Annotated in this window: 24 protein-coding genes and 2 pseudogenes; 11 read left to right on the forward strand and 15 right to left on the reverse strand. The window is 44.7% G+C overall.

Annotation, left to right across the window (positions count from 1 at the left end; genetic code table 11):
* Positions 1-52: 52 nt before the first annotated feature.
* Both pdhR and ampD read right to left on the reverse strand, forming a co-directional pair.
* Complete coding sequence (gene pdhR / locus VA249_RS11645) at positions 53-820, reverse strand: pyruvate dehydrogenase complex transcriptional repressor PdhR (RefSeq protein ID WP_221068084.1); 768 nt, start codon at positions 818-820, stop codon at positions 53-55.
* A 395-nt stretch (positions 821-1,215) separates the two neighbouring features.
* On the reverse strand, positions 1,216-1,773 hold the full coding sequence (gene ampD / locus VA249_RS11650) for a 1,6-anhydro-N-acetylmuramyl-L-alanine amidase AmpD (RefSeq protein WP_221068085.1): 558 nt from the start codon (positions 1,771-1,773) through the stop codon (positions 1,216-1,218).
* A gap of 92 nt (positions 1,774-1,865) precedes the next feature.
* Here ampD and nadC point away from each other — a divergent pair, with 92 nt between their 5' ends.
* The 9 genes and pseudogenes from nadC to yacG all read left to right on the forward strand — a co-directional run bounded on the left by nadC (position 1,866) and on the right by yacG (position 8,967).
* Positions 1,866-2,753: a carboxylating nicotinate-nucleotide diphosphorylase gene (gene nadC / locus VA249_RS11655; RefSeq protein WP_221068086.1), complete on the forward strand. Its 888-nt coding sequence runs from the start codon at positions 1,866-1,868 to the stop codon at positions 2,751-2,753.
* Between the two features lie 223 nt (positions 2,754-2,976).
* Positions 2,977-3,429, forward strand: coding sequence for a pilin (locus VA249_RS11660; RefSeq protein ID WP_221068087.1), 453 nt, complete (start codon positions 2,977-2,979; stop codon positions 3,427-3,429).
* 20 nt (positions 3,430-3,449) lie between these two features.
* Complete coding sequence (gene pilB, locus VA249_RS11665) at positions 3,450-5,135, forward strand: type IV-A pilus assembly ATPase PilB (RefSeq protein ID WP_221068088.1); 1,686 nt, start codon at positions 3,450-3,452, stop codon at positions 5,133-5,135.
* Between the two features lie 33 nt (positions 5,136-5,168).
* Positions 5,169-5,838, forward strand: a pseudogene (locus VA249_RS24320) (type II secretion system F family protein); the annotation flags it as partial.
* 62 nt (positions 5,839-5,900) lie between these two features.
* Positions 5,901-6,392: pseudogene (locus VA249_RS24325) on the forward strand (type II secretion system F family protein); the annotation flags it as partial.
* Positions 6,393-6,456: 64 nt separating this feature from the next.
* Complete coding sequence (locus tag VA249_RS11675) at positions 6,457-7,326, forward strand: prepilin peptidase (RefSeq protein ID WP_221068090.1); 870 nt, start codon at positions 6,457-6,459, stop codon at positions 7,324-7,326.
* Entirely contained in the window at positions 7,327-7,941 is a 615-nt protein-coding gene (coaE, locus tag VA249_RS11680; protein ID WP_221068091.1) for a dephospho-CoA kinase, read from the forward strand.
* A 27-nt stretch (positions 7,942-7,968) separates the two neighbouring features.
* Complete coding sequence (gene zapD / locus VA249_RS11685) at positions 7,969-8,709, forward strand: cell division protein ZapD (RefSeq protein WP_128810214.1); 741 nt, start codon at positions 7,969-7,971, stop codon at positions 8,707-8,709.
* Positions 8,710-8,772: 63 nt separating this feature from the next.
* Entirely contained in the window at positions 8,773-8,967 is a 195-nt protein-coding gene (gene yacG / locus VA249_RS11690; protein ID WP_211915996.1) for a DNA gyrase inhibitor YacG, read from the forward strand.
* 249 nt (positions 8,968-9,216) lie between these two features.
* Here the strand turns inward: yacG and rplS are convergent, their stop codons facing one another.
* The 5 genes from rplS to ffh all read right to left on the reverse strand — a co-directional run bounded on the left by rplS (position 9,217) and on the right by ffh (position 12,796).
* Complete coding sequence (gene rplS / locus VA249_RS11695; RefSeq protein ID WP_128810212.1) at positions 9,217-9,570, reverse strand: 50S ribosomal protein L19; 354 nt, start codon at positions 9,568-9,570, stop codon at positions 9,217-9,219.
* 41 nt (positions 9,571-9,611) lie between these two features.
* Positions 9,612-10,355, reverse strand: a complete 744-nt coding sequence (trmD, locus tag VA249_RS11700) for a tRNA (guanosine(37)-N1)-methyltransferase TrmD (RefSeq protein WP_211915995.1) — start codon at positions 10,353-10,355, stop codon at positions 9,612-9,614.
* Between the two features lie 27 nt (positions 10,356-10,382).
* Positions 10,383-10,931, reverse strand: coding sequence for a ribosome maturation factor RimM (gene rimM, locus VA249_RS11705; protein WP_128810210.1), 549 nt, complete (start codon positions 10,929-10,931; stop codon positions 10,383-10,385).
* Positions 10,932-10,958: 27 nt separating this feature from the next.
* Positions 10,959-11,207, reverse strand: a complete 249-nt coding sequence (gene rpsP, locus VA249_RS11710; RefSeq protein WP_004410028.1) for a 30S ribosomal protein S16 — start codon at positions 11,205-11,207, stop codon at positions 10,959-10,961.
* Between the two features lie 209 nt (positions 11,208-11,416).
* Positions 11,417-12,796: a signal recognition particle protein gene (ffh, locus tag VA249_RS11715; RefSeq protein WP_128810209.1), complete on the reverse strand. Its 1,380-nt coding sequence runs from the start codon at positions 12,794-12,796 to the stop codon at positions 11,417-11,419.
* Between the two features lie 213 nt (positions 12,797-13,009).
* Between ffh and VA249_RS11720 the strand changes: the two genes are divergently transcribed.
* Entirely contained in the window at positions 13,010-13,804 is a 795-nt protein-coding gene (locus VA249_RS11720) for a cytochrome C assembly family protein (RefSeq protein ID WP_128810208.1), read from the forward strand.
* A 244-nt stretch (positions 13,805-14,048) separates the two neighbouring features.
* Positions 14,049-15,323, forward strand: coding sequence for an HlyC/CorC family transporter (locus tag VA249_RS11725; RefSeq protein WP_221068092.1), 1,275 nt, complete (start codon positions 14,049-14,051; stop codon positions 15,321-15,323).
* 119 nt (positions 15,324-15,442) lie between these two features.
* Here VA249_RS11725 and luxS read toward each other — a convergent pair whose 3' ends face one another.
* The 8 genes from luxS to oadA form a co-directional block, all read right to left on the reverse strand.
* Positions 15,443-15,961, reverse strand: a complete 519-nt coding sequence (gene luxS, locus VA249_RS11730) for an S-ribosylhomocysteine lyase (protein ID WP_221068093.1) — start codon at positions 15,959-15,961, stop codon at positions 15,443-15,445.
* A gap of 89 nt (positions 15,962-16,050) precedes the next feature.
* Positions 16,051-16,656, reverse strand: a complete 606-nt coding sequence (locus VA249_RS11735) for a transglycosylase SLT domain-containing protein (protein WP_211915993.1) — start codon at positions 16,654-16,656, stop codon at positions 16,051-16,053.
* A 45-nt stretch (positions 16,657-16,701) separates the two neighbouring features.
* Entirely contained in the window at positions 16,702-18,270 is a 1,569-nt protein-coding gene (gshA, locus tag VA249_RS11740) for a glutamate--cysteine ligase (RefSeq protein ID WP_221068094.1), read from the reverse strand.
* 161 nt (positions 18,271-18,431) lie between these two features.
* Positions 18,432-21,272, reverse strand: a complete 2,841-nt coding sequence (locus tag VA249_RS11745; protein WP_221068095.1) for a M16 family metallopeptidase — start codon at positions 21,270-21,272, stop codon at positions 18,432-18,434.
* Between the two features lie 9 nt (positions 21,273-21,281).
* Complete coding sequence (locus VA249_RS11750; RefSeq protein ID WP_221068096.1) at positions 21,282-21,743, reverse strand: YqaA family protein; 462 nt, start codon at positions 21,741-21,743, stop codon at positions 21,282-21,284.
* Positions 21,737-22,687 (reverse strand): NADP-dependent oxidoreductase, encoded by a 951-nt coding sequence (locus tag VA249_RS11755; protein WP_221068097.1) that lies wholly within the window; start codon positions 22,685-22,687, stop codon positions 21,737-21,739. The genes VA249_RS11750 and VA249_RS11755 overlap by 7 nt, the downstream gene beginning before the upstream one ends.
* Before the next feature lie 147 nt (positions 22,688-22,834).
* Positions 22,835-23,965, reverse strand: coding sequence for a sodium ion-translocating decarboxylase subunit beta (locus VA249_RS11760; protein WP_221068098.1), 1,131 nt, complete (start codon positions 23,963-23,965; stop codon positions 22,835-22,837).
* Positions 23,966-23,974: 9 nt separating this feature from the next.
* Positions 23,975-25,768, reverse strand: a complete 1,794-nt coding sequence (gene oadA, locus VA249_RS11765; protein WP_221068099.1) for a sodium-extruding oxaloacetate decarboxylase subunit alpha — start codon at positions 25,766-25,768, stop codon at positions 23,975-23,977.
* Positions 25,769-25,782 lie beyond the last annotated feature (14 nt).

Genomic DNA, 25,782 nt, shown 5'->3' on the forward strand with positions numbered 1-25,782 from the left:
GCGATCTATCCTTCTGTTGGTTGGATCTACTTATTAAGTAACCGTTTCTTGTTTAAGATTCGTTACCTTGCTGAATTCGACGCAGAGAACGCTCTCGTCGAGACTCTTCTCGAGTCAAATCCAACAATGTTTCTTCGATATAAGCCAAATGTGAGTGAGACATTTCACGCGCCTTTTCCGGCTGACCAGAAACAATCGCATCCACAATATTAGCTCGGTGCTTACTTACTTTCTCCACCACTTCTTCACGGCGGTGTAGTAATTTCAAATTTTGTAGAACATTTTGCTCTAGTAAAGGCGCAAGGCTACGAACGATATGAAGTAACACAACATTGTGTGCTGCTTCTGTTAGAGCAATAAGGAACTGCATAACTGCCGCCGCTTCTGCTTCAACGTTGTCGCCTTTTTGCTCTTCACTGATCTGATTCAAGCACGCCTGAATACGAACAAAATCTTCATCGGTACCACGCAATGCTGCAAAGTACGCAGAAATCCCTTCCATCGCGTGGCGCGACTCAAGTAGGTCTAACTGCGTCTCTGAGTGGCTAGACAATAAATTCAGCAGCGGATCTGAAAAACTTTTCCAGATGTTTTCGCTAACGAATGTTCCACCGCCTTGACGGCGAGTCAACAAGCGCTTCGCTTCCAAACGCTGAATGGCTTCACGGACAGATGGACGAGACACATCGAACTGTTTGGCGAGTTCGCGCTCTGGTGGCAATTGTTGCCCCGGAGAGAGTGTTCCTTCCACAATCAACCTTTCCAACTCTTGTTCTATAACATCAGAGAGTTTTGGCTGACGAATCCTTTGATAAGCCATATTTATCGTTCTTCTACTCTTGCAGGTAATTGGTCATACCAATTTTAAGTTGATGCAGAAATTAACATAATTAAAACGCAACTGTCCAGCCAAAAGTTGACCTAAATCATAGAACAGGGCGCGAGCCAACACCCTGATAACAAATGAACATTAAAACAGCAATAAAATTGGTCTTACCAATTACAAAAAAAGAACAGCCACTTTGCGGTTCATGAGACTTTTTTGATCAATTAATTCAGAAAAAGACGAAATTTCTGTGCTGCATTTGCACCAAACCGACACAATCATAAAAATGTGTTGTTATTTATTAACAAATGAAATTTTTTGTCAGATTCAAAAAAGGCATACCTAAATGTATGCCTTATTAATAATCTCGAGTGTCACTTACAATTTTGCTACAAACCGCGTTTTAACTGCCCTCGGTACTTTATCCAGTCAAAGCTTAGACCAGGATCCGCTTTTCTCAAGGGAGCAATATACTGATGCCCAGTGATTCTAGGTAAGGTGATTTGAGGATAAGAGTGCATAATAGCTTGGGTCAACGCTGTAAGTGATTGATACTGCTCCTCTGTATAAGCAACAAATTCGGTGCCCTCTAACTCAATACCAATCGAGTAGTCATTGCAACGTTCACGGCCAGCAAAGCTTGATTGCCCAGCGTGCCATGCTCGGTCTAGAAAAGAAACAAACTGAACAATCTCACCATCACGCTTAATCAAACAATGTGCCGACACCCCCATTTTGTGAATTACCTCAAAAAATGGGTGCTCGTTAGGGTCCAAATTGCCAGTAAAAAACTCTTCTATATAAGGACCACCAAATTGGCCTGGCGGTAAGCTGATGTTATGGACCACCAGCAGAGAGATATCTTCTTTATCCAAACGCGCATCAAAAAATGGAGACGGTATATGCTTCGCTTGCATTAACCATCCATTGTCAATTTTTAGGCCCATACCAACCTCTCTACTTTGCAAATTAACTGCTGAAATTATTGCCACCGGAGAGTATCATTCGTTGCCATCTCCCTTTCAAGACAAGATTTGCGATGAAGAACACACACAACAGCCAAGAACGCCTAGAATACCTAAAACAACAACTTCCGCTAGAAATCACGCGTGCCGTGGCCGATACCCTAAAAGAAGATTTAGGTGGCACATTGGATGCCGATAAAGACATCACCGCATCGCTTATCCCAGCTGACGCTATTAATACTGCAACCATCATCACGCGCGAGCACGGTGTGTTCTGTGGTCAAGCATGGGCAGATGAAGTATTCAAGCAACTGGGTGGAAAAGTCACCATTGAGTGGCACGTGAACGATGGCGATAAGGTAGAACCAAACCAAACACTTTGCACGCTAACAGGACCTGCTCGTGATCTGTTAACAGGCGAGCGCAACGCAATGAACTTTATCCAAACCCTTTCAGGTTGCGCGACCATCACAGCAGAATACGCAGAAAAAATTGCTCACACTGAGTGTCGTCTATTAGATACGCGCAAGACTATTCCAGGTCTACGTAGCGCACTTAAATATGCAGTGGCATGTGGTGGTGGTTTTAACCACCGTATTGGTGTCTTCGACGCTTACTTAATTAAAGAGAACCACATCATTGCATGTGGTGGCATCACTCAAGCTATCTCGACGGCAAAAGAGTTAAATCCTGGAAAGCCTGTTGAAGTCGAAACAGAAAGCCTAGATGAATTAAAAGAAGCTATCGAAGCTGGGGCAGATATCATCATGTTAGATAACTTTACTACCGATATGATGCGTGAAGCGGTAGCAATCAACGCAGGTCGTGCCGCATTAGAAAACTCAGGTAATGTGACCCTAGAAACCATCGCAGAGTACGCTGAAACCGGCGTCGATTATATCTCTGTAGGCGCGCTCACAAAGCACTTAAAAGCCTTAGACCTTTCAATGCGTTTTAAATAGACCGCCCTGCAAAGCAAGAAGAAAGAGAGCCTCATCGCTCTCTTTTTTAATTCTCCGCGATCAACACCCCTCGCAAAACCTTGTGTATTTATTGCAATAGCTTATTAAAGACTATTAGTTCCCTCGTACCCACCTACCCTTATCATTTTTAATCCTGTCTGCGTCCATTACTTTTTCCCACCGATTACATGCAAGATCTTTCACTTGTACTTAAGGAAAAGTAATGAGAACGAATAAACACATGAAGCAAAAAGGCTTTACGCTCATTGAGCTAATGATGGTTGTCGCTGTAATTGGTGTATTGGCTATGGTCGCGATACCTCAATATCAAAAGTATGTCGCAAAAGCTGAAGTAGCCGCTGCGTTATCGTTAATGACCGGAGTAAAAACCAATGTTGAAGCGTATACCGCTGAGTATGGTGCATTTCCAGCAGCATCAGAATCTTCAGCGTTAGGAGTACCAAGTTTCATCCCCCAAGGCACAATCGCATTTAAGCCAGATGCATCATCCGCGTCTGGCTCCATCAGGTTTACTTTTGCCACAGACTCCAGTCCCAAGTTAGCCGGCAACGACTTTGCGTTGGTAAGAAACATCAATGGAGGATGGACTTGCACTGCGTCTGGAGCGACCTCTGCCGTTGAGAGTACTTTACTTCCCAAAACCTGCAAATCTTAGTGAAAATATTGTCTCACGATATGCAAACCAACCTCCTAGCGATTCTTCGCCAAGCCGGAATAATCACCCTAGCTCAAGAAGAATCCTTAACCCAACAAACCATCGCTTCTGGTCTCTCCGTATCAGAAGCTTTGGTTACCAGTGACTTTCTTCAAGCAGATCAAATAACGGAGCAGTTGAGCCTAATATTTGGTTTATCGCGTACCACTCTTCACCAATACGAGTATGCGGCACTGTGTCAAAAACTGGGGCTTCGCGATCTCATTACTCGGCACAATGCGCTACCACTTAGCCAAACTAACAATACACTCATGCTGGCGGTTTCTGACCCTACCAACTTTCAAGCTGAAGATGACTTTCGTTTTGCAACAGGATTGCAAGTTGAGTTAGTTCTTGCGGATTTCAGAGAACTCGCCGCTGCGATTCGGCGCTTATATGGCCGCGCCATCATTCAAGAAAAGTCAGGATTAAAGGAGATCAACCAGGAAGAACTCGCCAATCTCGTCGACATCAGCCAAGAAGAAATTGAGCACATTGAAGATCTGAGCCAAGACAATTCTCCGGTAAGTCGCTATATCCACCAGATCTTATTAGACGCCGTACGAAAGTCTGCCTCGGACATACATTTCGAACCCTATGAAAAGCGATACCGAGTTCGTTTACGCTGTGATGGCATCTTAGTAGAAAGCCAACAACCTCCTAGCCACCTAAGTCGCAGGCTTTCTGCCCGTATAAAAATCCTATCAAGACTCGATATCTCTGAGCGACGCTTACCTCAAGATGGGCGCATCAAGCTCAAACTCAACCAAGAAACGGCCATTGATATACGCGTGTCCACGCTGCCAACCTTGTTTGGTGAAAAGCTCGTTTTGCGTCTGCTTCACAGTAATTCCAACAATTTAGACGTTGATAAGCTCGGTTATAATGAACATCAAAAACAGCTGTATTTAAATGCACTGCAACGGCCTCAAGGAATGATACTCATCACGGGACCGACTGGCAGTGGGAAAACGGTATCGCTTTACACTGGCCTCAACATTCTCAACAAGCCAGAAATCAATATTGCTACAGCAGAAGATCCAGTTGAAATCAACTTACCCGGCATTAACCAGGTTCAAGTCCAGCCCCAAATCAGCTTTGGGTTCTCCGAAGCTCTGCGAGCTTTTTTGCGACAAGATCCCGACGTCATCATGCTTGGGGAGATCCGAGATCTCAATACAGCTCAGAATGCAATCAAGGCCTCTCAGACTGGCCACTTAGTGTTATCAACCCTTCATACAAACTCAACGGCTGAAACAATCATACGGCTATCGAACATGGGCGTTGAACGATTTAATCTCGCAGGATCACTAAGTTTAATCATTGCTCAACGTCTTGTGAGAATACTGTGTTCCCATTGTAAAATCCCTCAACCATTCGATGTTCAACTACGGCACATTGGCATCGTTTCGACCGATCTTATTTATCAAGCAAACCCAGATGGCTGCAATGAATGTACACAAGGTTATTTAGGACGAACAGGGATCTACGAGATGATGCATTTTGACGAGTCATTATCTGAAGCACTCATGACAGGCGCATCAATACACGACATAGAAAAGCTCGCGATCGCAAATGGCATGCAAACCCTACAAATGTCAGGGGTAGAAAAACTTCGGCAAGGGGTTACCAGCTTGAGTGAGTTAAAACGTGTCCTCCACTTTTAACGTGTAAAGCATAAACCAACCGCTGCCTAACTTATGAAAAACAAAGATTTACAACTGAGCAACTATTTCTGGAAAGGCATTAATAGCTCCGGAAAGAGAACCTCTGGGCATACTCTTGCTCTTACTGAATTCGAAGTTCGTGAACGCTTAGCTGCGCAACACATAAAAGTCAGAAAACTAAAAAAGCGTCGTATCTCTTTGCTTAAGAAATTAACCCAGCGTGTAAAAGGTAAAGATATCACAGCTTTTACCCGTCAGATTTCGACCATGCTAATAACAGGAGTTCCCATTGTTCAAGCATTACACCTTGTCGCTGAAAGCCATAAAAAAGCAGAAATGAAGTCGATTCTGCTCAGTGTTACTCGAGCGATAGAAGCCGGAACCCCAATATCAAAAGCCATGCATAACACCAGCAAGCATTTTGATCCATTTTATACCGATCTAATCGCCACAGGTGAACAATCGGGTAACTTACCTCTTGTTTTCGAACGTCTCGCCACTTATCGAGAAAAAAGCGAACAGTTGCGCTCAAAAGTCATCAAAGCCTTAATTTATCCAGCGATGGTCGTATTCGCAGCGCTTGCTGTCTCTTATTTGATGTTGACCCAAGTAATTCCGGAATTCGAAACGATGTTTGCAGGCTTTGGCGCAGAGTTACCGCTATTTACTCAGATAGTACTATTGGTGTCTGCTTGGACGCAAAAATGGGGAGTGTATATTGGTTTAGGATGCATTAGCTTAGCTATCACTTCACGTTTCGCAAGCCAGCACTCTCAATCATTCCGGCTATTGATTGCGCGTATCAGTATAATGCTTCCCATTTTAGGTCCCGTGTTATCTAAAGCCGCCATTGCTAAATTCAGCCGAACGCTTTCGACGAGCTTCAGTTCAGGGATCCCTATTCTGCTCTGCTTACAAACCACGGCTAAAACCTCAGGTAACCTTCATTACCAACTCGCAATTAATGACATTTATCACGATACAGCAGCAGGGATGCCCTTGTATATTGCCATGCGAAATAGCGGAGTATTTCCTGAATTGGTGCTACAAATGGTGATGATTGGTGAAGAATCCGGACGCTTGGATGATATGTTAAACAAAGTGGCGGCCATTTATGAGTTTGAAGTCGACAATACCGTCGATAATTTGAGTAAAATTTTAGAGCCTCTACTCATTGTTTTTCTCGGGGTTGTCGTAGGCAGTCTTGTTACTGCAATGTACCTCCCTATCTTTAACTTAATGAGCGTATTGGGATAGAATGCAGCTTTAATCCCATCAAAACAGCATCTTGCTAATTTGGTCAATTGTTCAAGAGAAAGATATGGAAGTATTCCTGTACTACCCATGGCTATTCGTTGTATTTGCCACGATTTTCGGTTTAATCGTGGGAAGTTTCCTCAACGTTGTTATTTATCGCCTACCAAAAATCATGGAAATCGAATGGCGACACGAGTGTGCGGAATCTTTTCCTGAATACAAAATAGAACCACCAAAAGAGAAGCTAACTCTTAGTATTCCACGCTCTTCTTGTCAACAATGCGGCACGCCTATTCGTGTTCGAGACAACATTCCCGTGATTAGCTGGTTATTATTGAAAGGAAAATGCCACAACTGCCAATCTTCGATTAGCGTGCGCTACCCTCTCATTGAACTTCTCACCGCGCTCTGTTCGGGTTTTCTCGCGTTTTACTTCGGTTTTAGCTACTTCACCATCGCATTAATTTTCTTTACCTTTGTACTCATTGCCGCCACATTTATCGATCTTGATACCATGTTGCTGCCAGATCACCTGACCTTACCTTTAATGTGGTCAGGCATTGCGCTTGCGCTCACTGGTATTAGTCCTATTAGTTTACAAGATGCCGTCATTGGTGCGATCGCCGGCTACCTCTGCCTTTGGAGTGTCTATTGGGGGTTCAAACTCCTAACAGGTAAAGAGGGAATGGGATATGGTGATTTCAAGTTACTCGCCGCGTTAGGAGCTTGGTTAGGTTGGCAATCACTCCCAATGATCATTTTGCTTTCATCGGTTGTCGGCATCATTTTTGGTCTTATTCAATTACGTTTGCAAAAACAAGGTATCGAAAAAGCTTTTCCATTCGGCCCATACCTAGCAATAGCAGGTTGGGTAAGCCTAATTTGGGGTGAACAAATTCTAAACTGGTACTTTACGTCAATTTTAGGAGTGTAAATGACTTTTGTTATTGGGTTAACTGGCGGTATTGCCAGCGGAAAAACCACCGTTGCAAACTTGTTTAAGCAACAGTTCAGCATTGATATTGTCGATGCTGATATCGTTGCCCGAGAAGTCGTTGAACCCGGGACACCTGGTCTCAATGCGATTATTCATCACTTTGGTAAAGACATTGTTAGAAGCGATCAAACTCTCGATAGATCGAAGCTACGCGAGCGTATCTTTTCCAATCCAGAAGAAAAAGCTTGGCTTAATGCTTTATTACACCCAATTATTCGTGAAAAGATGATCGAGGATTTGCAACAGGTCACATCAGAATACGCTCTTTTAGTCGTGCCTTTACTCATTGAAAATAAATTAGATAGTTTGTGTGATCGTGTGCTTGTGGTAGATGTAGCCGCCGAAACACAGATTTCAAGAACCGTGAAACGCGACAACGTTAGTGAAGAACAAGCTTGTGCGATCTTAGCCTCTCAAGCATCTCGTGAACAAAGGCTCGCGCTGGCTGACGATGTGGTTAAGAACAACCCAAATGACCCTAATCTTTTGCTTCAAATCACAGATTTACACCAAAAGTACCTAGCCATATGTAAGAAAAATCTGTCAGAATAGAGGGGATTCTAACCAAGGCTTATGTCGATGACCACGCACAAATTTGAACATCCTTTAAATGAAAAAACTCGCATCTATTTGCGAGTTGAGTCTTTGTTGCGTCAGGCTCACTTAGCCTCAGGCTTTACCGATAACCATCAGTATCAGCTATTCTTTCGTGCCCTTTTCGATATGGTCGAGATCTTTGAGCAAATTCAACTCAAAAGTGAACTAGCTAAAGATCTAGAAAAGCAACGCCTCACTTACCGTAATTGGTTCAATGTCGAGGGTGTAGATCAAGAAGCACTGACTGCCTTACTGCGTGATATTGATGCTATTCATAGCCAATTAATGAATGCAGAGCGATTTGGTCAGTCACTCAAAGAAGATCGCTTTTTGAGTTCTATTCGCCAACGTTTTAACCTACCTGGTGGTTCTTGCTGTTTCGATTTACCAGCGCTGCATTATTGGTTACACCTACCAATCGAGCGGAAAAAGCATGATGCCGCGAAGTGGCAAGGGAGTTTGAAACCACTCTCTGATGCGCTAAACCTTTGGTTGAAGCTCACGCGTGAAACTGGCCATTTTAAAGCCCAAATTGCTCGTGCTGGTTTTTTTCAAAGTGATGCTGACGAAGCCAATATACTTCGCTTACATATCCCAATGGAATACGGCGTCTACCCAATGATCTCCGGCCATAAAAACCGCTTTGCGATTAAATTTATCGCTTTTGAAAGTGGCCAAGCGTGCAGCCAAGATATTGAATTTGAACTTGCCGTTTGTAGCTAAACGATAATCGCACTACTATTTCCATACTGTCTTTATACACCTTAACAAACAGGACGATTGACGATGTCTAAAATTACTGTCGTTCCATGCCCACAATGTGGTGCTGATGTAGAATGGGGAGAGCAAAGTCCTCATCGCCCTTTCTGTAGTAAAAAGTGCCAAATGATTGATTTTGGTGAATGGGCAGATGAAGAAAATACCATTGCTGGCGCACCCGATATGTCAGATAGCGATGGTTGGTCTGAAGACCCATATTAATGCGCTAGATGTGGAGCATTTATAATGAGAGAAAGGTTGATGTATACGCATCAGCCTTTTTTATTGCTCGTTAATCGAGCAATTGAGTTGGTCGAGAAATATAGTTAATCGAGAAATATAGCTTTCAAAGCGTTGCTGATGGTTTAGACCATAAAAATCGCGCGGAATATTGATATTACAAATTACAAACAAAAAAACGGGGTCGATTGCTCGACCCCGTTATTTACTATGAGAACGCTAGTTATAGCATTACTTCTTAGCAAGTTTCTCTTTAATACGAGCTGACTTACCAGAACGCTCACGTAGGTAGTACAACTTGGCACGACGTACTGCACCGCGGCGTTTAACTTCGATGCTATCAACAACTGGAGAGTGAGTTTGGAATACACGCTCAACACCTTCACCGTTAGAGATCTTACGTACAGTGAAAGCAGAGTGAAGACCACGGTTACGGATTGCGATTACAACGCCTTCGAAAGCCTGTAGACGCTCACGTTCACCTTCTTTTACCTTAACTTGAACTACAACAGTGTCACCTGGTGCAAATTTAGGTAGGTCTTGCTTCATTTGCTCTTCTTCAAGAGCCTTGATGATGTTACTCATTTTATAAATTCCTAGAATAAACTGATACTAAATAAATTAGGTTACTTTGCGTTATGTTCACTGATGAACTCAGCAAGTAATTGTTCCTGTTCGTCAGTCAGAGCTAGGTTTTCCAGGAGCTCTGGTCTTCTTAGCCAAGTACGGCCTAACGACTGTTTTAGTCGCCAGTGACGAATATCCTTATGGTTACCTGACATCAGTACCGCTGGTACTTCTTTGCCATCTAACACTTCAGGACGCGTATAGTGAGGGCAATCTAACAAGCCATTTGCAAAAGAATCTTCTTCTGCTGACGCGAAATCCCCTAGTACCCCCGGAATAAACCGCGAGACAGAATCGATTAACGTCATGGCTGGTATCTCACCACCCGTCATCACAAAATCCCCAATCGACCATTCTTCGTCGACTTCAGATTGAATGATGCGCTCATCTACCCCTTCATAACGACCACAAATAAGAAGTAAATTCTCATTCGTTGCCAGTTCTTCAACCCCTTTCTGGTCGAGCTTGCGACCTTGAGGAGAGAGGTAAATGACTTTCGTCTTACCCGGTGAGGCTTCTTTCGCGGTATGAATGGCATCGCGCAAAGGCTGAACCATCATTAACATACCAGGACCACCACCGTAAGGTCGGTCATCGACAGTGCGATGTTTGTCATGAGTGAAATCTCGAGGATTCCAAGTCTCAATAGACAAAAGACCTTTTTTAACCGCTTGACCTGTTACCCCAAAATCAGTAACAGAACGGAACATTTCAGGAAAAAGGCTAATTACGCCAACCCACATGTTTATCTCGCTCTGTAATTTTGGAGATTAGAATCCAGGATCCCAGTCAACTTCGATCCGTTGAGCTTCGCGATCAACTTTGATGATCACTTGCTCTTCAAGGAACGGAATTAATCGTTCCTTCTGCCCGAAAGCATCTTTAAGATTTGCTTTAACCACCAAAACATCGTTTGAGCCAGTTTCTAGAATGTCAGAAACGACACCCAGATCGTAACCTTTATTGGTTACCACTTGCATCCCAAACAATTCGCGCCAGTAGAATTCATCTTCTGACAATTCAGGTAGTACCGCAGGGTCAATAGCAATTTCAAAGTTCGTCATCAGTTGTGCGTCTTCACGAACATCTAATTCAGCTAGTTTACAGACATAACCTTGGCCATGACGTTTCCAGCTTTCAACTTTGTACTCAACCCACGAACCCTTTTGGTTAACAAACCAAGGGCTGTAATCGAAAATGCTCTCAGCATTGTCTGTGTAGGAAAAAACCTTGAGCCAACCACGAATGCCGTAAGTAGCACCAAACTTGCCTACAACAATTCTATTGTCACTCATTGTTTCTTTACCTTTCATCGACATAAGCTAATTTCTACTTCTTAGTAAGAATTAAGCCGCTTTTTGAGCGTCTTTAACTAGCTTAGCAACGCGGTCAGATAGAGACGCGCCTTGACCAACCCAATGGTTAACGCGGTCTAGATCTAGACGTAGACCTTCTTCTTGACCTTGTGCAGTTGGGTTAAAGAAACCAACTTTCTCGATGAAACGGCCAGTTGCTGCGTTACGGCTATCCGCAACTACGATTTGATAAAATGGACGCTTCTTCGCGCCGTGACGTGCCAAACGAATGGTTACCATGTCGTCCTCTTTGCTTTCTCAAAAATAAAATTAACCCCAAAAACCATTTATGAATGAAACAGTCTGGGGTCTCGTGCCAAAATAAAGCTCCGGAATTTTACTCTTATCCCGGTTCAATGCAAGGGGTTTAGCTACTTTTTCGCCAACATAAATTAAAATTTAAGTTTGTGATGCAGCTAACACCCTGAAACTAAAGTCTAGGCAATCGATTAACGACCAAATGGATTGAAGCCACCGCCACCCATTCCGCCCATCATGCCTTGCATATTGCGCATCATGCCTTTCATGCCGCCTTTCTGCATTTTTTTCATCATCTTCTGCATTTGGGTAAACTGTTTCAGTAGACGGTTAACGTCTTGAACCTGAACACCAGAACCCGCTGCGATACGCTTTTTGCGCGAACCTTTGATGATTTCTGGGCGTTGACGCTCTTTCATTGTCATGGAGCTGATGATTGCTTCCATTTGCTTGAACATCTTATCGTCAACTTTATCTTTTACATCCGATGGCAGCTGAGACATACCTGGTAGCTTGTCTAGCATGCCCATCATGCCGCCCATGTTTTGCATTTGACCTAGCTGTTCACGGAAGTCTTCAAGGTCGAAGCCTTTCTTCTCTTTGAACTTCTTCGCTAGCTTCTCTGCTTTTTCATGGTCAACATTGCGCTGTAGGTCTTCAATCAGTGACAGTACGTCACCCATACCTAGAATGCGCGATGCAACACGATCAGGGTGGAATGGTTCTAATGCATCGGTCTTTTCACCCACACCCAAGAATTTAATTGGTTTGCCTGTAATATGACGTACCGATAGCGCGGCACCACCACGTGCATCACCATCCACTTTCGTCAGAATCACACCAGTTAGCGGTAGCGCATCACCGAACGCTTTTGCTGTGTTCGCCGCATCTTGACCCGTCATTGCATCAACAACGAACAGTGTCTCTACAGGGTTAATCGCTGAGTGAAGATCTTTAATTTCACCCATCATTTCTTCATCGATAGCCAAGCGACCCGCTGTATCGACAATCAATACGTCATAGAATTTCTTCTTCGCGTGGTCGATTGCCGCATTCGCAATATCAATTGGCTTTTGATCTGGTGAAGATGGGAAGAAATCCACACCAATGTCTGATGCGAGTGTTTCGAGCTGTTTGATCGCAGCTGGACGGTAAACGTCGGCAGATACAACCAAAACTTTCTTCTTATCACGCTCTTTAAGCAGCTTAGATAATTTACCTACCGATGTGGTTTTACCCGCACCTTGTAGGCCCGCCATTAATAGTACTGCTGGCGGCTGGGCGGCTAGGTTAAGCGCCTCGTTAGATTCACCCATTACCGCTTCAAGTTCTGCTTGAACGATCTTGATGAACTCTTGACCAGGCGTCAGTGATTTAGATACCTCTACGCCGACCGCTTTTTCTTTTACGCGATTAACGAATTCGCGTACAACAGGAAGCGCAACGTCTGCCTCAAGTAGGGCCATGCGAACTTCGCGTAGGGTTTCTTTAATGTTGTCTTCAGTCAGACGACCTTTGCCACTGATATTCTTCAGCGTTTTGGATAATCGATCCGTTAAATTCTCAAACATCTTTGTCTCTTCGCTAAAATGGCGATTAATTAGTGTGAGTATACCTTAGCCAACGTCACAGTCATACCCGTTGAGCTTGTCTATTGTTATATCGTGGGCAAGCTTATGAATTTCAATATCTCATCTCTCATGATTGTTGAGGCATTCGGCATAGCCCCAACGTCCAATGCAAGGTATAATTTTCACCACAGAGCACAACTACCTTTAGGATTCATGGATAGCTTAATTGCCATCGCAGCGGCCATTCTTTACGTCTTGGCGATTGCGACCATTATACCCGGACTCTCTCAGCAGTCTGGCATCAAAGTAAAAACCGTGTTTGCCAGTGCGGCATGCGCGCTTGTCTTTCATGCTTGGATTTTGGGTGATTTGATTTTTCACGGCTATGGACAGAACCTCAGCATTCTTAATGTCGCATCACTCATTAGCTTTATTATCTCGCTAGTGATGAGCGTAGCGATGTTAAAGAACCGCTTATGGTTTTTATTGCCCGTCGTTTATAGCTTTGCCGCGATTAACTTAACCGCAGCGACATTTTTGCCAAGTACTTTCATCAAGCACTTAGAAAACGATCCTAAACTGCTCATCCACATATCTTTTGCGCTGTTCTCATATGCCACACTAACGATTGGCGCTTTGTATGCACTTCAACTCGCTTGGCTTGATCACAAACTGAAAACAAAGCAATCTCTTGCAATCAATCCCAATTTGCCCCCTCTCATGATGGTAGAACGTCAGTTGTTTAAAATCATTATGATCGGGAACCTGTTGCTCACTGCAACACTCATTACGGGATTTGGTTTTGTTCATGATATGTTTGCTCAAGGCAAGGCTCATAAAGGCGTATTGTCTTTCATTGCTTGGATTGTCTACTCTGTTTTGCTTTGGGGCCATTACCGCAAAGGTTGGCGAGGCAAAAAGGTAACATGGTTTGCCGTTGCCGGAGCTACCCTGCTCACATTAGCCTACTTCGGCAGTCGATTTGTGAAAGAGATCATTTTAAGCTGATGCTTTATCGGCTAAATAGAATAAATAAGGAGCCTTGTGCTCCTTATCCTTTATATTGGCCTGCAAATAAAATAGAGTAACGCTTACTTATCTCTGTGATTTTGATAAACGGCTCTCTTGAGAGCACCTAACTCGACACTTAGCTCGATAGCACTTAGATAGACAATACTTGAATAAAGCTCATTGACGAAGTGACCATGGTCGGTCATAAATTAAATAAACACATACAAGGAACTGCAGCGTTTTGGACGACATATCTACGGGTATCTTATTTGCGCTACTCGCGTGTCTGATCGTCATATCAGGTTACTTCTCAGGTTCAGAAACAGGGATGATGTCTTTGAACCGCTACCGCTTAAAGCACTTAGCCAATAATGGGCATAAAGGGGCAAGGCGAGTCGAAAAGCTTCTCGACCGGCCCGATCGCCTTATTGGTCTCATTCTTATCGGCAACAACCTCGTTAATATTCTTGCTTCTGCTATCGCAACCATCTTAGGCATGCGTTTGTATGGTGATTTAGGTGTGGCGATAGCAACAGGTGCACTGACCATGGTGGTTTTAGTCTTCGCAGAAGTCACACCAAAAACGATCGCATCCCTTTATCCCGAACGCGTATCCTATGCGAGTAGTATCCTCCTGACGATACTGATGAAAGTGCTGTCACCACTGGTAATGCTCGTCAACTTCATTACCAACGGTTTTATCCGTTTAATTGGTGTAAAAGCCGATCACGCCACGGAAGATCACTTGAGCTCGGAAGAGTTGCGTACCGTCGTTAATGAAGCCGGAGGTCTTATTCCTCGACGCCACCAAGACATGCTGGTATCTATTCTCGACTTAGAACACGTCACTGTAAATGACATCATGGTGCCTCGAAATGAGATAACTGGCATTGATATAAACGATGATTGGAAATCGATCGTTCGTCAGCTAACTCACTCTCCACACGGCCGCATTGTTCTCTATCGTGATCAAATTGACGAAGTCGTCGGCATGCTACGATTACGTGAATCCTATCGTTTGATGTTAGAAAAAAACGAGTTCACTAAAGAAACCTTATTGCGAGCGGCGGATGAGGTTTACTACATTCCTGAGGGAACACCTCTCAATGTTCAGATGTTGAAGTTCCAGCGCAACAAACAGCGTATCGGCCTCATTGTTGATGAATATGGTGACATCAATGGTCTCGTCACATTAGAAGATATCTTGGAAGAAATTATTGGCGAGTTCACGACCTCTATCGCACCAAGTCTTTCTGAGGAAATTACTCCCCAAGGTGATGGGAGCTTTTTGATAGAGGGGAGTACGAATATCCGTGACATCAACAAAGGCTTGAAGTGGAAGCTGCCTACTGACGGCCCAAGAACGCTTAATGGTCTGATCCTTGAGCATTTAGAAGACATTCCCGAAAGCCACCTGAGTGTGCATGTTGCCGGCCACCCGATGGAAATCGTCAACATCGAGGAAAACCGTATAAAACTTGTCAAAGTTTTTCCGAAACTTAAAAAGAGCAGCTAGCCTGACTAAGCAAAGAACAAAACAGGACCAAGTACAAAAAGAGCCTGACAATGTGTCAGGCTCTCTGTTATTCAAATTTGTAGCTATTCAAACTTGATATTCAGTAAACCTGATAGTGCTTAATCAATACGAAGTTCTTTCAACATCGATTCTGGTAAAGCAAGTTCATCGTTCTTGTTGACTGAAACTCCCGCATCAAGAATATTCTGCGCGATTAGCTTTGCTTCATCCAATGAATGCATCGCAGCCGTACCACATTGGTATTCATTCAGCTCTGGGATTTTATTTTGACTCTCAACCTTTAGCACATCTTCCATTGCTGCAATCCAAGCGTCAGCCACTTGTTGCTCTGAAGGCGTACCAATTAGGCTCATGTAAAAACCTGTACGGCAGCCCATTGGCGAAATATCAATGATTTCAACGCGGTCACCATTTAGGTGATTGCGCATAAAGCCAGCATACAAGTGCTCTAACGTATGGATCCCTTTCTCAGAAAGAATGTCTTTGTTTGGGGCGGTAAAACGTAAATCAAAGACTGTGATCGTATCCCCTTTTGGAGTTTGCATTGTTTTTGCCACGCGAACCGCTGGGGCATGCATACGAGTGTGATCTACGGTAAAACTGTCTAATAAAGGCATTACGTCTCTCCTGGTTGTAACCACCAACACTCAACATATTGAGGCATTGGCATTGCTTTCCATTTATTCCTCAACTCGACTATTTGGAGTTAAAAGAACCAGCTACTGCTGTTTTCTAATTCTTGGCGGCACTGCTTAAGCTGCCAGCCATACGTTTTTGCGGTTTGTTCAACTCGCCTTGCGACCTTTACCAAACTCGGCTTACTCTTATATGTTCCTCGTTTATAACCACCTCTCCCCTCATGATAAGCAAGGTATTGGTTATATGGGTCCCACAACGAGATGCCTAATTGGCGACGCGTTTCGTGGGTATACCAACCAACAAACATCATTGAGTCATCGAAGTTGGTACGTGAACCACCTTGACCCGTTGCTTTCTGAAAGTCTTCCCAAGCAGGGTCTTGAGCTTGTGCATAACCATAAGCACTACTTACTCTCCCCCAAGGGATAAAGCCAAGGATATAATCTTTGGGTGGTTTGGCATCATGACGGAAGCTACTCTCTTGCTTAATAATCGCCATGGCGACATTAATTGGGGTTCCCCATTCTTCTTCCATGTCTTTGGCATCGTCATACCAACCCGATTTTTCGCGGAATATTTCACATAGGTTGTCCTGTTGTTTTGGGGGCGCAGTAGCACAACCAGCTAACAATACGCTCCCAAGCACAGACACCACTAACGGCTTAATGTCCAATCCCTGTCCTTATTATGTTTATACCTATTTAGGTAAGCATTGGTGTTATTTTTTCAGGTACGCAAAGTAGTCTTCAAGAAACTCATCAAATGACAATGTGTCACTCAGCTCGGCTTGTTGCTGTTTCTCAACTGAAGCGCTCACTTCCGCTTCCATCATGGCTTCTGAATATTGTTCATAACCGTGGGCTAAGTTTTCCTCTCGGAATTTCATGCCTAACGCACAACCTACTTTGCCTAAACCACCATACTCTTTTGTAAGTTCTAAAATTTGGCCAGAGATCGTTAATTCAGGATTATCAATCCACTCTTCTAATTTTTCACATACAGCTTGGTAGGCACTTCCGCCTGTTGCCGCATCCATCTCGACCGCAATTTGACGTAATTCAGCAAACACTCGATGCGCCCAGTCTTGCAGAGACAAACGCTCACCTTGACAACCAATTTGCAGCATTAAGCCTTTCTCACGACCAGATACAATGACCTTGTTCCAGTTATCACGCCAGCACTCAAGTTCGCAACCATCCATTGGGTCGGAATCTGACAATGCTGCCCATGTTAAGAACAGATCGAGGAAGCGAACTTGTTCTTCACTTACGCCAACAGCACTAAATGGGTTGACGTCGAGAGAACGAACTTCAATGTATTCCACACCGCCACGCTGTAATGCTTCAGAAGGTTTTTCACCGCTCTTCGTTACGCGTTTGGGACGAATTGGGGCGTAAAGTTCATTCTCAATTTGCAGAATATTTGAGTTAAGTTGGCGATATTCACCATTCTCTTTCACTCCAATCTTTGCAAACTCTTCAGATGGACGACGAATCGCATCACTCAAACCATCAAGATACTGCTCGATGCTGTTAAAGCCAATCTTAAGTACACTTTGCGCACTATTGGTGTAACCGAGATCACTCAAGCGCAACGAGGTCGCTTTTGGGAGGTATAATGTGCCACCTACGCTCTCGAATGGCAGATCCGTTTCGCGACCTTGAATGAAAGAACCACACAGCGCCGGAGATGCACCAAAGAAGTATGGAATCATCCAACCAAAGCGGTAGTAGTTACGAATCAAAGCAAAGTAAGCCGCCGATCTTGTCTCTTGACGCGTGTCTTCATCTTGCTCACCATGCAGTGCATCCCAGAATGATTCAGGGAAAGAAAAGTTAAAGTGCACACCAGAGATAATTTGCATCAAACTACCGTAACGGCGTTTTAGCCCCTCACGGTAAAGCGTTTTCATTTTGGCTGAATTTGATGATCCGTATTGAGCAAGCTGAATATCATCTTCGCTCCCCACAAAACATGGCATGGAAAGTGGCCACATTTTTTCTTCACCCATTTTAGTTTGCGTGAAGTGGTGGATATCTTTTAATTGCCCCATCAGTTCAGGGATCTCATGCGACACCGGCGTAATAAACTCCAGTAGAGACTCAGAAAAGTCTGTCGTAATCCATTTGTTTGTGAACGCTGAGCCCAACCCCTCAGGATGAGGCGTTGTTGCTAGGTGTCCATCCTGACGATAGCGCAAGGTTTCTCGCTCAACACCGCGTCCAAACTGCGTAAATACTTCCGGGTTTGATGCAACTTGTTTTAGTCGCGCAGCAAAATCAGTCAAAATGAGGTTCGCTTATATTGGGAGCAGGTCACTTACATCATGGCAAGTGAAAGCTAAGTTATTGATATGTAATCCATCTAGATAAATAACCCATCAAAAAGTCATTTATCTAGTCAGAAACGAATAGCGGAGAGTCTCCTCTCCGCTATTAAATGTGTGCTCTATCGAATGATTTCAAGCTCTTCCACGTCTTTCCCTAACTTTTCTAGTTGAGGACGAAGTGATTTCGCATCCCCGACAACAATGATTTGATAGTCGTTCGGGTCAAACCATTTTTGCGCAAGCGCATCCAGTGTCCGTTTATCAACGGTATCGACGATGGCATTTCGTTGCTGCAAATAGTCTTGGTCTAAATCGTATTTCAAAATATCACTGATAAGTTTGCCTTTCTGTGTTGGCGTCTCATATTTCAGCGCATCTTTTTGACCGACTGCTTGTCGCATAAATTTCAACTCATCATCCGTCATACCAGCTTGAGAGTACTCATTAAGCTCATTTTCGAACTCAATAATAGACTCAACGGTTGAATCTGCACGCACTTGAGCAGTAAAGACAACAGAGCCAGTTTCCACATTTCCTGAGAAGTAACCAAAGGCTCCATAAGTGTAGCCTTTATCTTCACGAAGGTTTTGGTTGATGCGGCTATTGAAGTTACCAGACAAGTTAAAGTTTGCTAATTGAGCAAGGTAGAAATCACCTGTTGCGTCATAAGGCATTCCCTGACGTACCAACATCACCACACTCTGCGGCGCCCCTGGTTTATCAACCAGATGAATTTTTTGCTCACCTAAAGGCGCAATGCTTTGTGGATCGTAGCTTGGGTTAGCCTCATCTTCCCAATTCGCCCAAAACGTCAGTTGTTTTTCAAGTTCGGCTTTACTTACATCACCAACGACGATGATCTGAGCATTTTTCGGTGTGTAGTGCTGAGTATAAAACTCACGAACATCATCTAACGTCAGTGCGGTTAAACCTGCTTGTGTACCGTCTTGAGGTCGGGCAAATACAGAGTCTCCATAAAGCACTTGTCGACTTGCTTGTGCTGCCATCCAACTCGGATTTTGCTGCTCATAAACAAGCCCTTCTAGCGCTTGCATTTTGACGCGGGCAAAGTCTTCCTGCTTAAATGCTGGTGATAATAGCATCTCTTCAACAATGTTAAGTGTGGATGCTAGATTCTTCTCTAATGCTGATACGCTAATGTCCGTCGTGTAACCTGAAGCATCAACAGAAATAACGCTGCCAAGCTTATCTAATTCTGCTTGAATTTGCTCCACGCTCCGCTTAGTCGTCCCTTCTTGAAGCATCGCAGCAGTCAGCTGAGCAAGCCCTTCTTTACCTTTATCGACATAACGAGTACCCGCTGGCAGGCTAAATTGCATCATTACGGTTGGCGTTTCATTACTCACTGTACCAAGTAATTTAGAGCCATTGCCAAATTGAATGTCATACAGTTTAGGCATTGTCGCTTCAACTGGTGCACCAACTGATGGCTGCACTGAACGATCAAAGTTGTCCGTGGCACGACGGTAGGCTAACTGATCATCGGTGATTTTTTCGTATTCCGGCAATGTCCGTTTTGGTGTAACGAAAGTGGCAGGTTTTACCGCAAGTTCGGTCTTACCACGTGGCACAACGCTCAGCGTTACCTTGTTCTTACCTTGAATGAAATCACTGTATGCTTTCTCTACGGATTCAGGCGTCACCGCACGAAGCTGTTCAAGTTGCTCTTCAATCAGATCCGGTTTACCAAAGAATGTTTGATTCGACGCCAGTTGCGTTACTTTACCTTTCACACTTTCTAGAGCAAAAATCGCATCAGCTTCCGTTTTGCCTTTCAATTGTTCAAGGCGATCTTTGGTTACGCCGTCTTTGGCAAACTTATCCAGCGATGCCATCAACTCATCATACAACTTAGTAAGATCGCCTTTGTCGCCAGAGTCTCCCATGGCGTAAACGTAGAAATTACACGACAACTCTGCACAGTCATGAAAAGAACCAGCATCTACCGCTTTTTGTGTTTTCACCAAGTCTTGGTATAGCACGCTATTCGTACCACTACCCAGCACACTTGATAGAGTATCAAGTGACGTTTGGCTCGCTTCACCGCTGTAGGTGGTTGGCCATGCGATCATGACCATAGGCTGTTGAATTCGATCTTCCAGCGTAATGTACTTACTCTCTTCTAGCTTCGCAGGTTGTTTCGGTGCATTTTCAACTTCAGGACCACGAGGGATAGAGCCAAAATATTTATTTACCCAATCAAGCGTTTGTTTAACGTCGATATCACCACCAATGGTGATGACCGCGTTATTTGGGCCATACCAACGTAAGAAGAATGCTTTCAAATCGTTGACATCGACACGATCGAGATCTTCAACATAGCCGATGGTTTGCCATGAATATGGGTGCCCTTCTGGGTATAAGGCCTCTGCCATGCGCTCCCAAATCAAACCATATGGACGGTTATCGTAACGTTGAGCGCGTTCATTCTTAACGGTTGAACGTTGAATTTCAAACTTATGTTGCGATACGGCATCAAGCAAAAAGCCCATGCGATCTGACTCAAGCCACAACATTTTTTCTAACTGGTTCGCCGGCACAGTTTCAAAGTAGTTAGTGCGGTCACGGTTAGTGGTACCGTTAAGTGTGCCACCCGCTTCAGTGATAATTTTAAAGTGCTGCTGATCACCGACATTTTCAGAACCTTGGAACATCATATGCTCAAAGAAGTGAGCAAAGCCTGATTTTCCGATATCCTCACGCGCAGAGCCTACATGGTAGGTGACGTCAACGTGTACAAGTGGGTCTGAACTTTCTGGCGCCAGAATCACCGTGAGACCATTATCCAGTAGATATTTCTGGTATGGGATTTTGACTTTCCCATCTTCTGCTTTCGACGATTCGACAAAAGTAACACCATCCGGTAATGATACCGGAGCGTTTGATGCACAGCCCGTGATCACTAGCAGTGAACACGCACCAACCCAAAACATTCTCATGCGCTTTCCTTAAAATAATCCGAGATAGATGGCAGCTAACAAGCTATATCTTGCCGCTTTGCCTAAAAATATAAGTACTAAACACGGCAGAAATTTCATCCTTAACCATCCTGCCGCTAAACATAGCGGGTCACCAATCACAGGCAACCAGCTAAAAAACAACCCCCAGTAACCGTATTTCGATAGCCACTTCAACGCGGTATGGCCGTACTTCTCATCTTGCGTTTTGTTCGGAATCCACAAACCGAGCCAATAATTAGTTAAGCCGCCAAGGGTATTACCGATCGTGGCAACCATGATGATAGAAGATACGGAATACTGGTTTAAAGAAAGGGTTGCGATCAATCCTGCTTCAGAGCCACCCGGTAGTAAGGTGGCACTGAGAAATCCAGTCATGAACAATACCCACAATGCAGAATCAGAAAACCATAATGCTAGGTTTTCAAAGGCAGCATTGAATGCCTCTAACATGTCATATCAAGCAAGATCTTGCCTCGCGTCCGTCCTGATTCAACTTGCTTGTGAGCCTCAGCTACTTCATTGAACGGATAGACGTGTTGTACTTCAGTTTTCAGCAGCCCGACCCCAACCATATAAAGTAAGGTATCGAGTTGCTCACGGTCTGGCTCAACCAACATCCCACTGGCTTCAAAACCAAGTAATTTTGCTTTTTCACAAATCAATTCAGCGGTAATTGTCGGAACAGTGATAACTCGCGCATTGTCTGTTAGACACTTCAGTGCATCCAGTGCCGCATCGCCGCCAACAAGATCAATCAACACGTCTACATCTTCAACACGTTCTGACACTGGCGAAAATTGATAGTTCACTGCATGTGCGCCCAGCGTTGCGAGGTAGTCTAAATTTCGTTCACTGCACGTTGTAAAAACCTCCGCTTTGGTCGCTACCGCGATTTGAACAGCGAGGTGCCCAACGCCACCAGCACCGGCTAGAATCAACACTCGATCCCCCTCTGTGACGTTGGCTTTGCTTAGCGCTTGAGCTGCGGTTTGACCCGCTAAAGGTAAAACCGCTGCAGCTTCGAGCGTGACCGTATTTGGCACACGGCTGAGTTCGGACTCTGGAACACAAATGTATTGGCTATAGCCGCCACCGCGAACAGGAAAGCCGATAAAGCCTGCCACAGCATCACCGATTTCAAAACGTGACGTCTGCTCACCACAAGAGACAACCTTGCCTGAAATATCATAGCCGGGCACCCAAGGTAAATTGTCTTTGTTCTGTGCAGCCGCCCATCCTAATCCCGCACGTGTTTTTACATCGATAGGATTGATGCCTGAGTAGGCAACTTTTACGAGGATTTCCCCCGCTTTAGGTATTGGTGTTGACGTCGTTTGAATCGCAAGAACGTCGGCATCGCCGAACTTGGTAATCGCTATCTGTTTGTGTTCCATAACCCATTCCCTGAGAGAAAACAAAAAGGGATGCGAAAGCATCCCTTTGACTATAAACCATTTTGTTTATCGAAGTTAATCGTCAATTTGTAAATTGGTGGATAATTCTATGTCGCCGATTTCCCACCAGACTCTTTAATATTCCGATTAACCAACCAATGCTAACAATATACCAGCAGCGACAGCCGACCCCAGTACGCCAGCAACGTTAGGACCCATTGCGTGCATCAGCAAAAAGTTCTGTGGGTTTGCTTCTAAACCAACCTTATTCACGACACGTGCCGCCATCGGTACTGCAGAAACGCCTGCTGCACCGATAAGAGGGTTAATGTCTTCTTTAGAAAACTTATTGAGAAGCTTCGCCATCAGAACGCCCGACCCAGTACCAATACTGAAAGCCACAGCACCGAGCCCTAAAATACCTAGTGTTTCTAAGTTGAGGAATTGTTCCGCTTGTAGCTTAGAACCGACGCCAAGACCTAAGAAGATCGTGACAATATTAATTAGCTCATTCTGTGCGGTTTTAGAGAGACGATCCACGACACCCGCTTCACGCATCAAATTCCCTAAACAGAACATTCCAACCAATGGTGTCGCAGACGGTAAGAACAAAATCGTCATGAGTAACACCGCTAGCGGGAACAGCACTTTTTCCCACTTACCAACATGGCGTAACTGAGCCATTTTGATTTGGCGTTCTTCTTTCGTCGTCAATGCTTTCATGATCGGTGGCTGAATAATCGGCACCAACGCCATGTAGCTGTATGCTGCCACGGCAATCGCACCAAGTAGATCTGGAGAAAGCTTGCTGGCAAGGAAGATCGCAGTAGGGCCATCTGCACCACCAATGATCGCGATAGACGAAGCATCCGCCATGGAAAACTCCATACCCGGCACATAGTTCAATAAGATCGCGCCAAACAAGGTAGCGAAAATACCAAACTGGGCAGCTGCACCTAACCAAAGCGTTTTCGGGTTCGCGATCAAAGCACCAAAGTCGGTCATCGCACCTACGCCCATGAAGATCAAGAGCGGGAACACGCCCGATTCGATCCCTATGTAATAAACGTAATACAGCAGACCGCCCGGCTCTGTAAAACCAGCATTTGGGATATTCGCCAAGATGGCACCAAAACCAATTGGTAGCAATAGCAGTGGCTCAAAGCCTTTTTTGATCGCCAAAAACAGCAAAGTACAGCCAACTAACATCATACAGATTTGGCCGAACTCAAAGTTCGCGATCCCCGTTTCTGACCATAAGGTCATCAATCCGTCCATGATGCTCCCTTACGCCAGACTCAGAAGAGGAGAGCCAACTGTAACTGCATCTCCCTCTTTCACATTTAACTCTTGCACCACGCCTCCACGAGCGGCACGAACTTCTGTTTCCATCTTCATTGCTTCAAGAATCAAAAGAACATCCCCCTCCGCAACTTCCGCTCCCGGTTGAACATTGACTTTAAAAATGTTCCCTGCAAGAGGAGCCGGGATTGCTTCTGCGGCACTGTTTGCTTGAACCGCAGGCACAGCAGATTGAACAGGGGCAGACGCTGAGCTTGGCGTAACGGAAGTTAACTGCCCTTGAGGACCAACTTCGACTTCATACACTTGCCCATCAACACGTACACTGTATGTCTCCACACCACCAGCGGTAGGCTGAGTCGCTGGCGCAGCAACAGGTTTGGCGACTTCTACTGTAGGTGCTGGCTCAAATGCATCTGGATTTCCACGGTTTTTCAAGAACTTCAAGCCAACTTGAGGGAACAGTGCGTAGGTCAACACATCATCAACACGCTCACTTGCTAACTTAATGCCATCGGATTGTGCTTTTTCCATCAGATCAACCGTTAGCGTTTCCATTTCTGCGGTAAGCAAATCAGCAGGACGACATGTGATCGCTTCTTTGCCATCAAGTACTTTTGTTTGCAGCTCTGCATTCACAGGAGCTGGCGCCGCGCCATATTCACCTTTTAGTACTCCCGCCGTTTCCTTAGTGATGCTCTTGTAGCGCTCACCAGTCAGAACGTTGATCACTGCTTGAGTACCCACGATCTGAGACGTCGGTGTCACAAGAGGAATGAAACCGAGATCCTCACGTACGCGTGGAATCTCTTCTAAAACTTCATCAAGGCGATCTGCAGCACCTTGCTCTTTTAGCTGACCTTCCATATTAGTAAGCATGCCACCAGGAACCTGGGCAATAAGAATGCGAGAGTCGACACCTTTTAGCTGCCCTTCCCACTTCGCGTACTTCTTGCGAACATCACGGAAATAAGCGGCAATAGGCTCAAGTTGTTCAAGTTTTAGATTCGTGTCGCGCTCCGTACCTTGCAACATCGCAACAACCGTTTCTGTTGGTGTATGGCCATAAGTACAACTCATCGAAGAAATGGCGGTATCAAGAATATCGATCCCTGCTTCAACGGCTTTCACCGCTGTTGCCGTCGATAGACCTGTTGTTGCATGGCAGTGCAGCGCTAATGGGACATCACATGAAGCTTTAATACGTGTGATCAACTCTTCTGCTTCATAAGGTTTAAGCAGGCCAGACATATCTTTAATACATAGAGAGTGACAACCTAGATCCTCTAGGCGTTTCGCGAGGTCGACCCAAGTATCGGCATTGTGTACCGGGCTTGTCGTATACGACAACGTGCCTTGAGCGTGAGCGCCAACATCTACCGCAGCTTTGACCGCAGTCTGAAAGTTGCGTACATCATTCATCGCATCAAAAATACGGAAAACATCCATACCGTTAGCATGAGCACGCTCCACAAACTTCTCGACGACATCGTCAGCATAATGGCGGTATCCCAAAAGGTTTTGCCCACGAAGTAACATTTGCATTGGCGTGTTCGGCATTGCTTTTTTCAATTCACGTAGACGATCCCATGGGTCTTCTCCTAAAAAACGAATACACGCATCAAACGTCGCTCCCCCCCAGGTCTCTAAAGACCAATAACCAACCTTATCTAACTCAGCTGCGATAGGCAGCATATCTTCGATACGCATACGCGTAGCAAATAGGGACTGATGGGCGTCACGAAGGACCACATCGGTAATAGCTAGTGGTTTAGACATGCTCTTAAACTCCT

Source organism: Vibrio alfacsensis (assembly GCF_019670485.1).
Taxonomy (GTDB): domain Bacteria; phylum Pseudomonadota; class Gammaproteobacteria; order Enterobacterales; family Vibrionaceae; genus Vibrio; species Vibrio alfacsensis.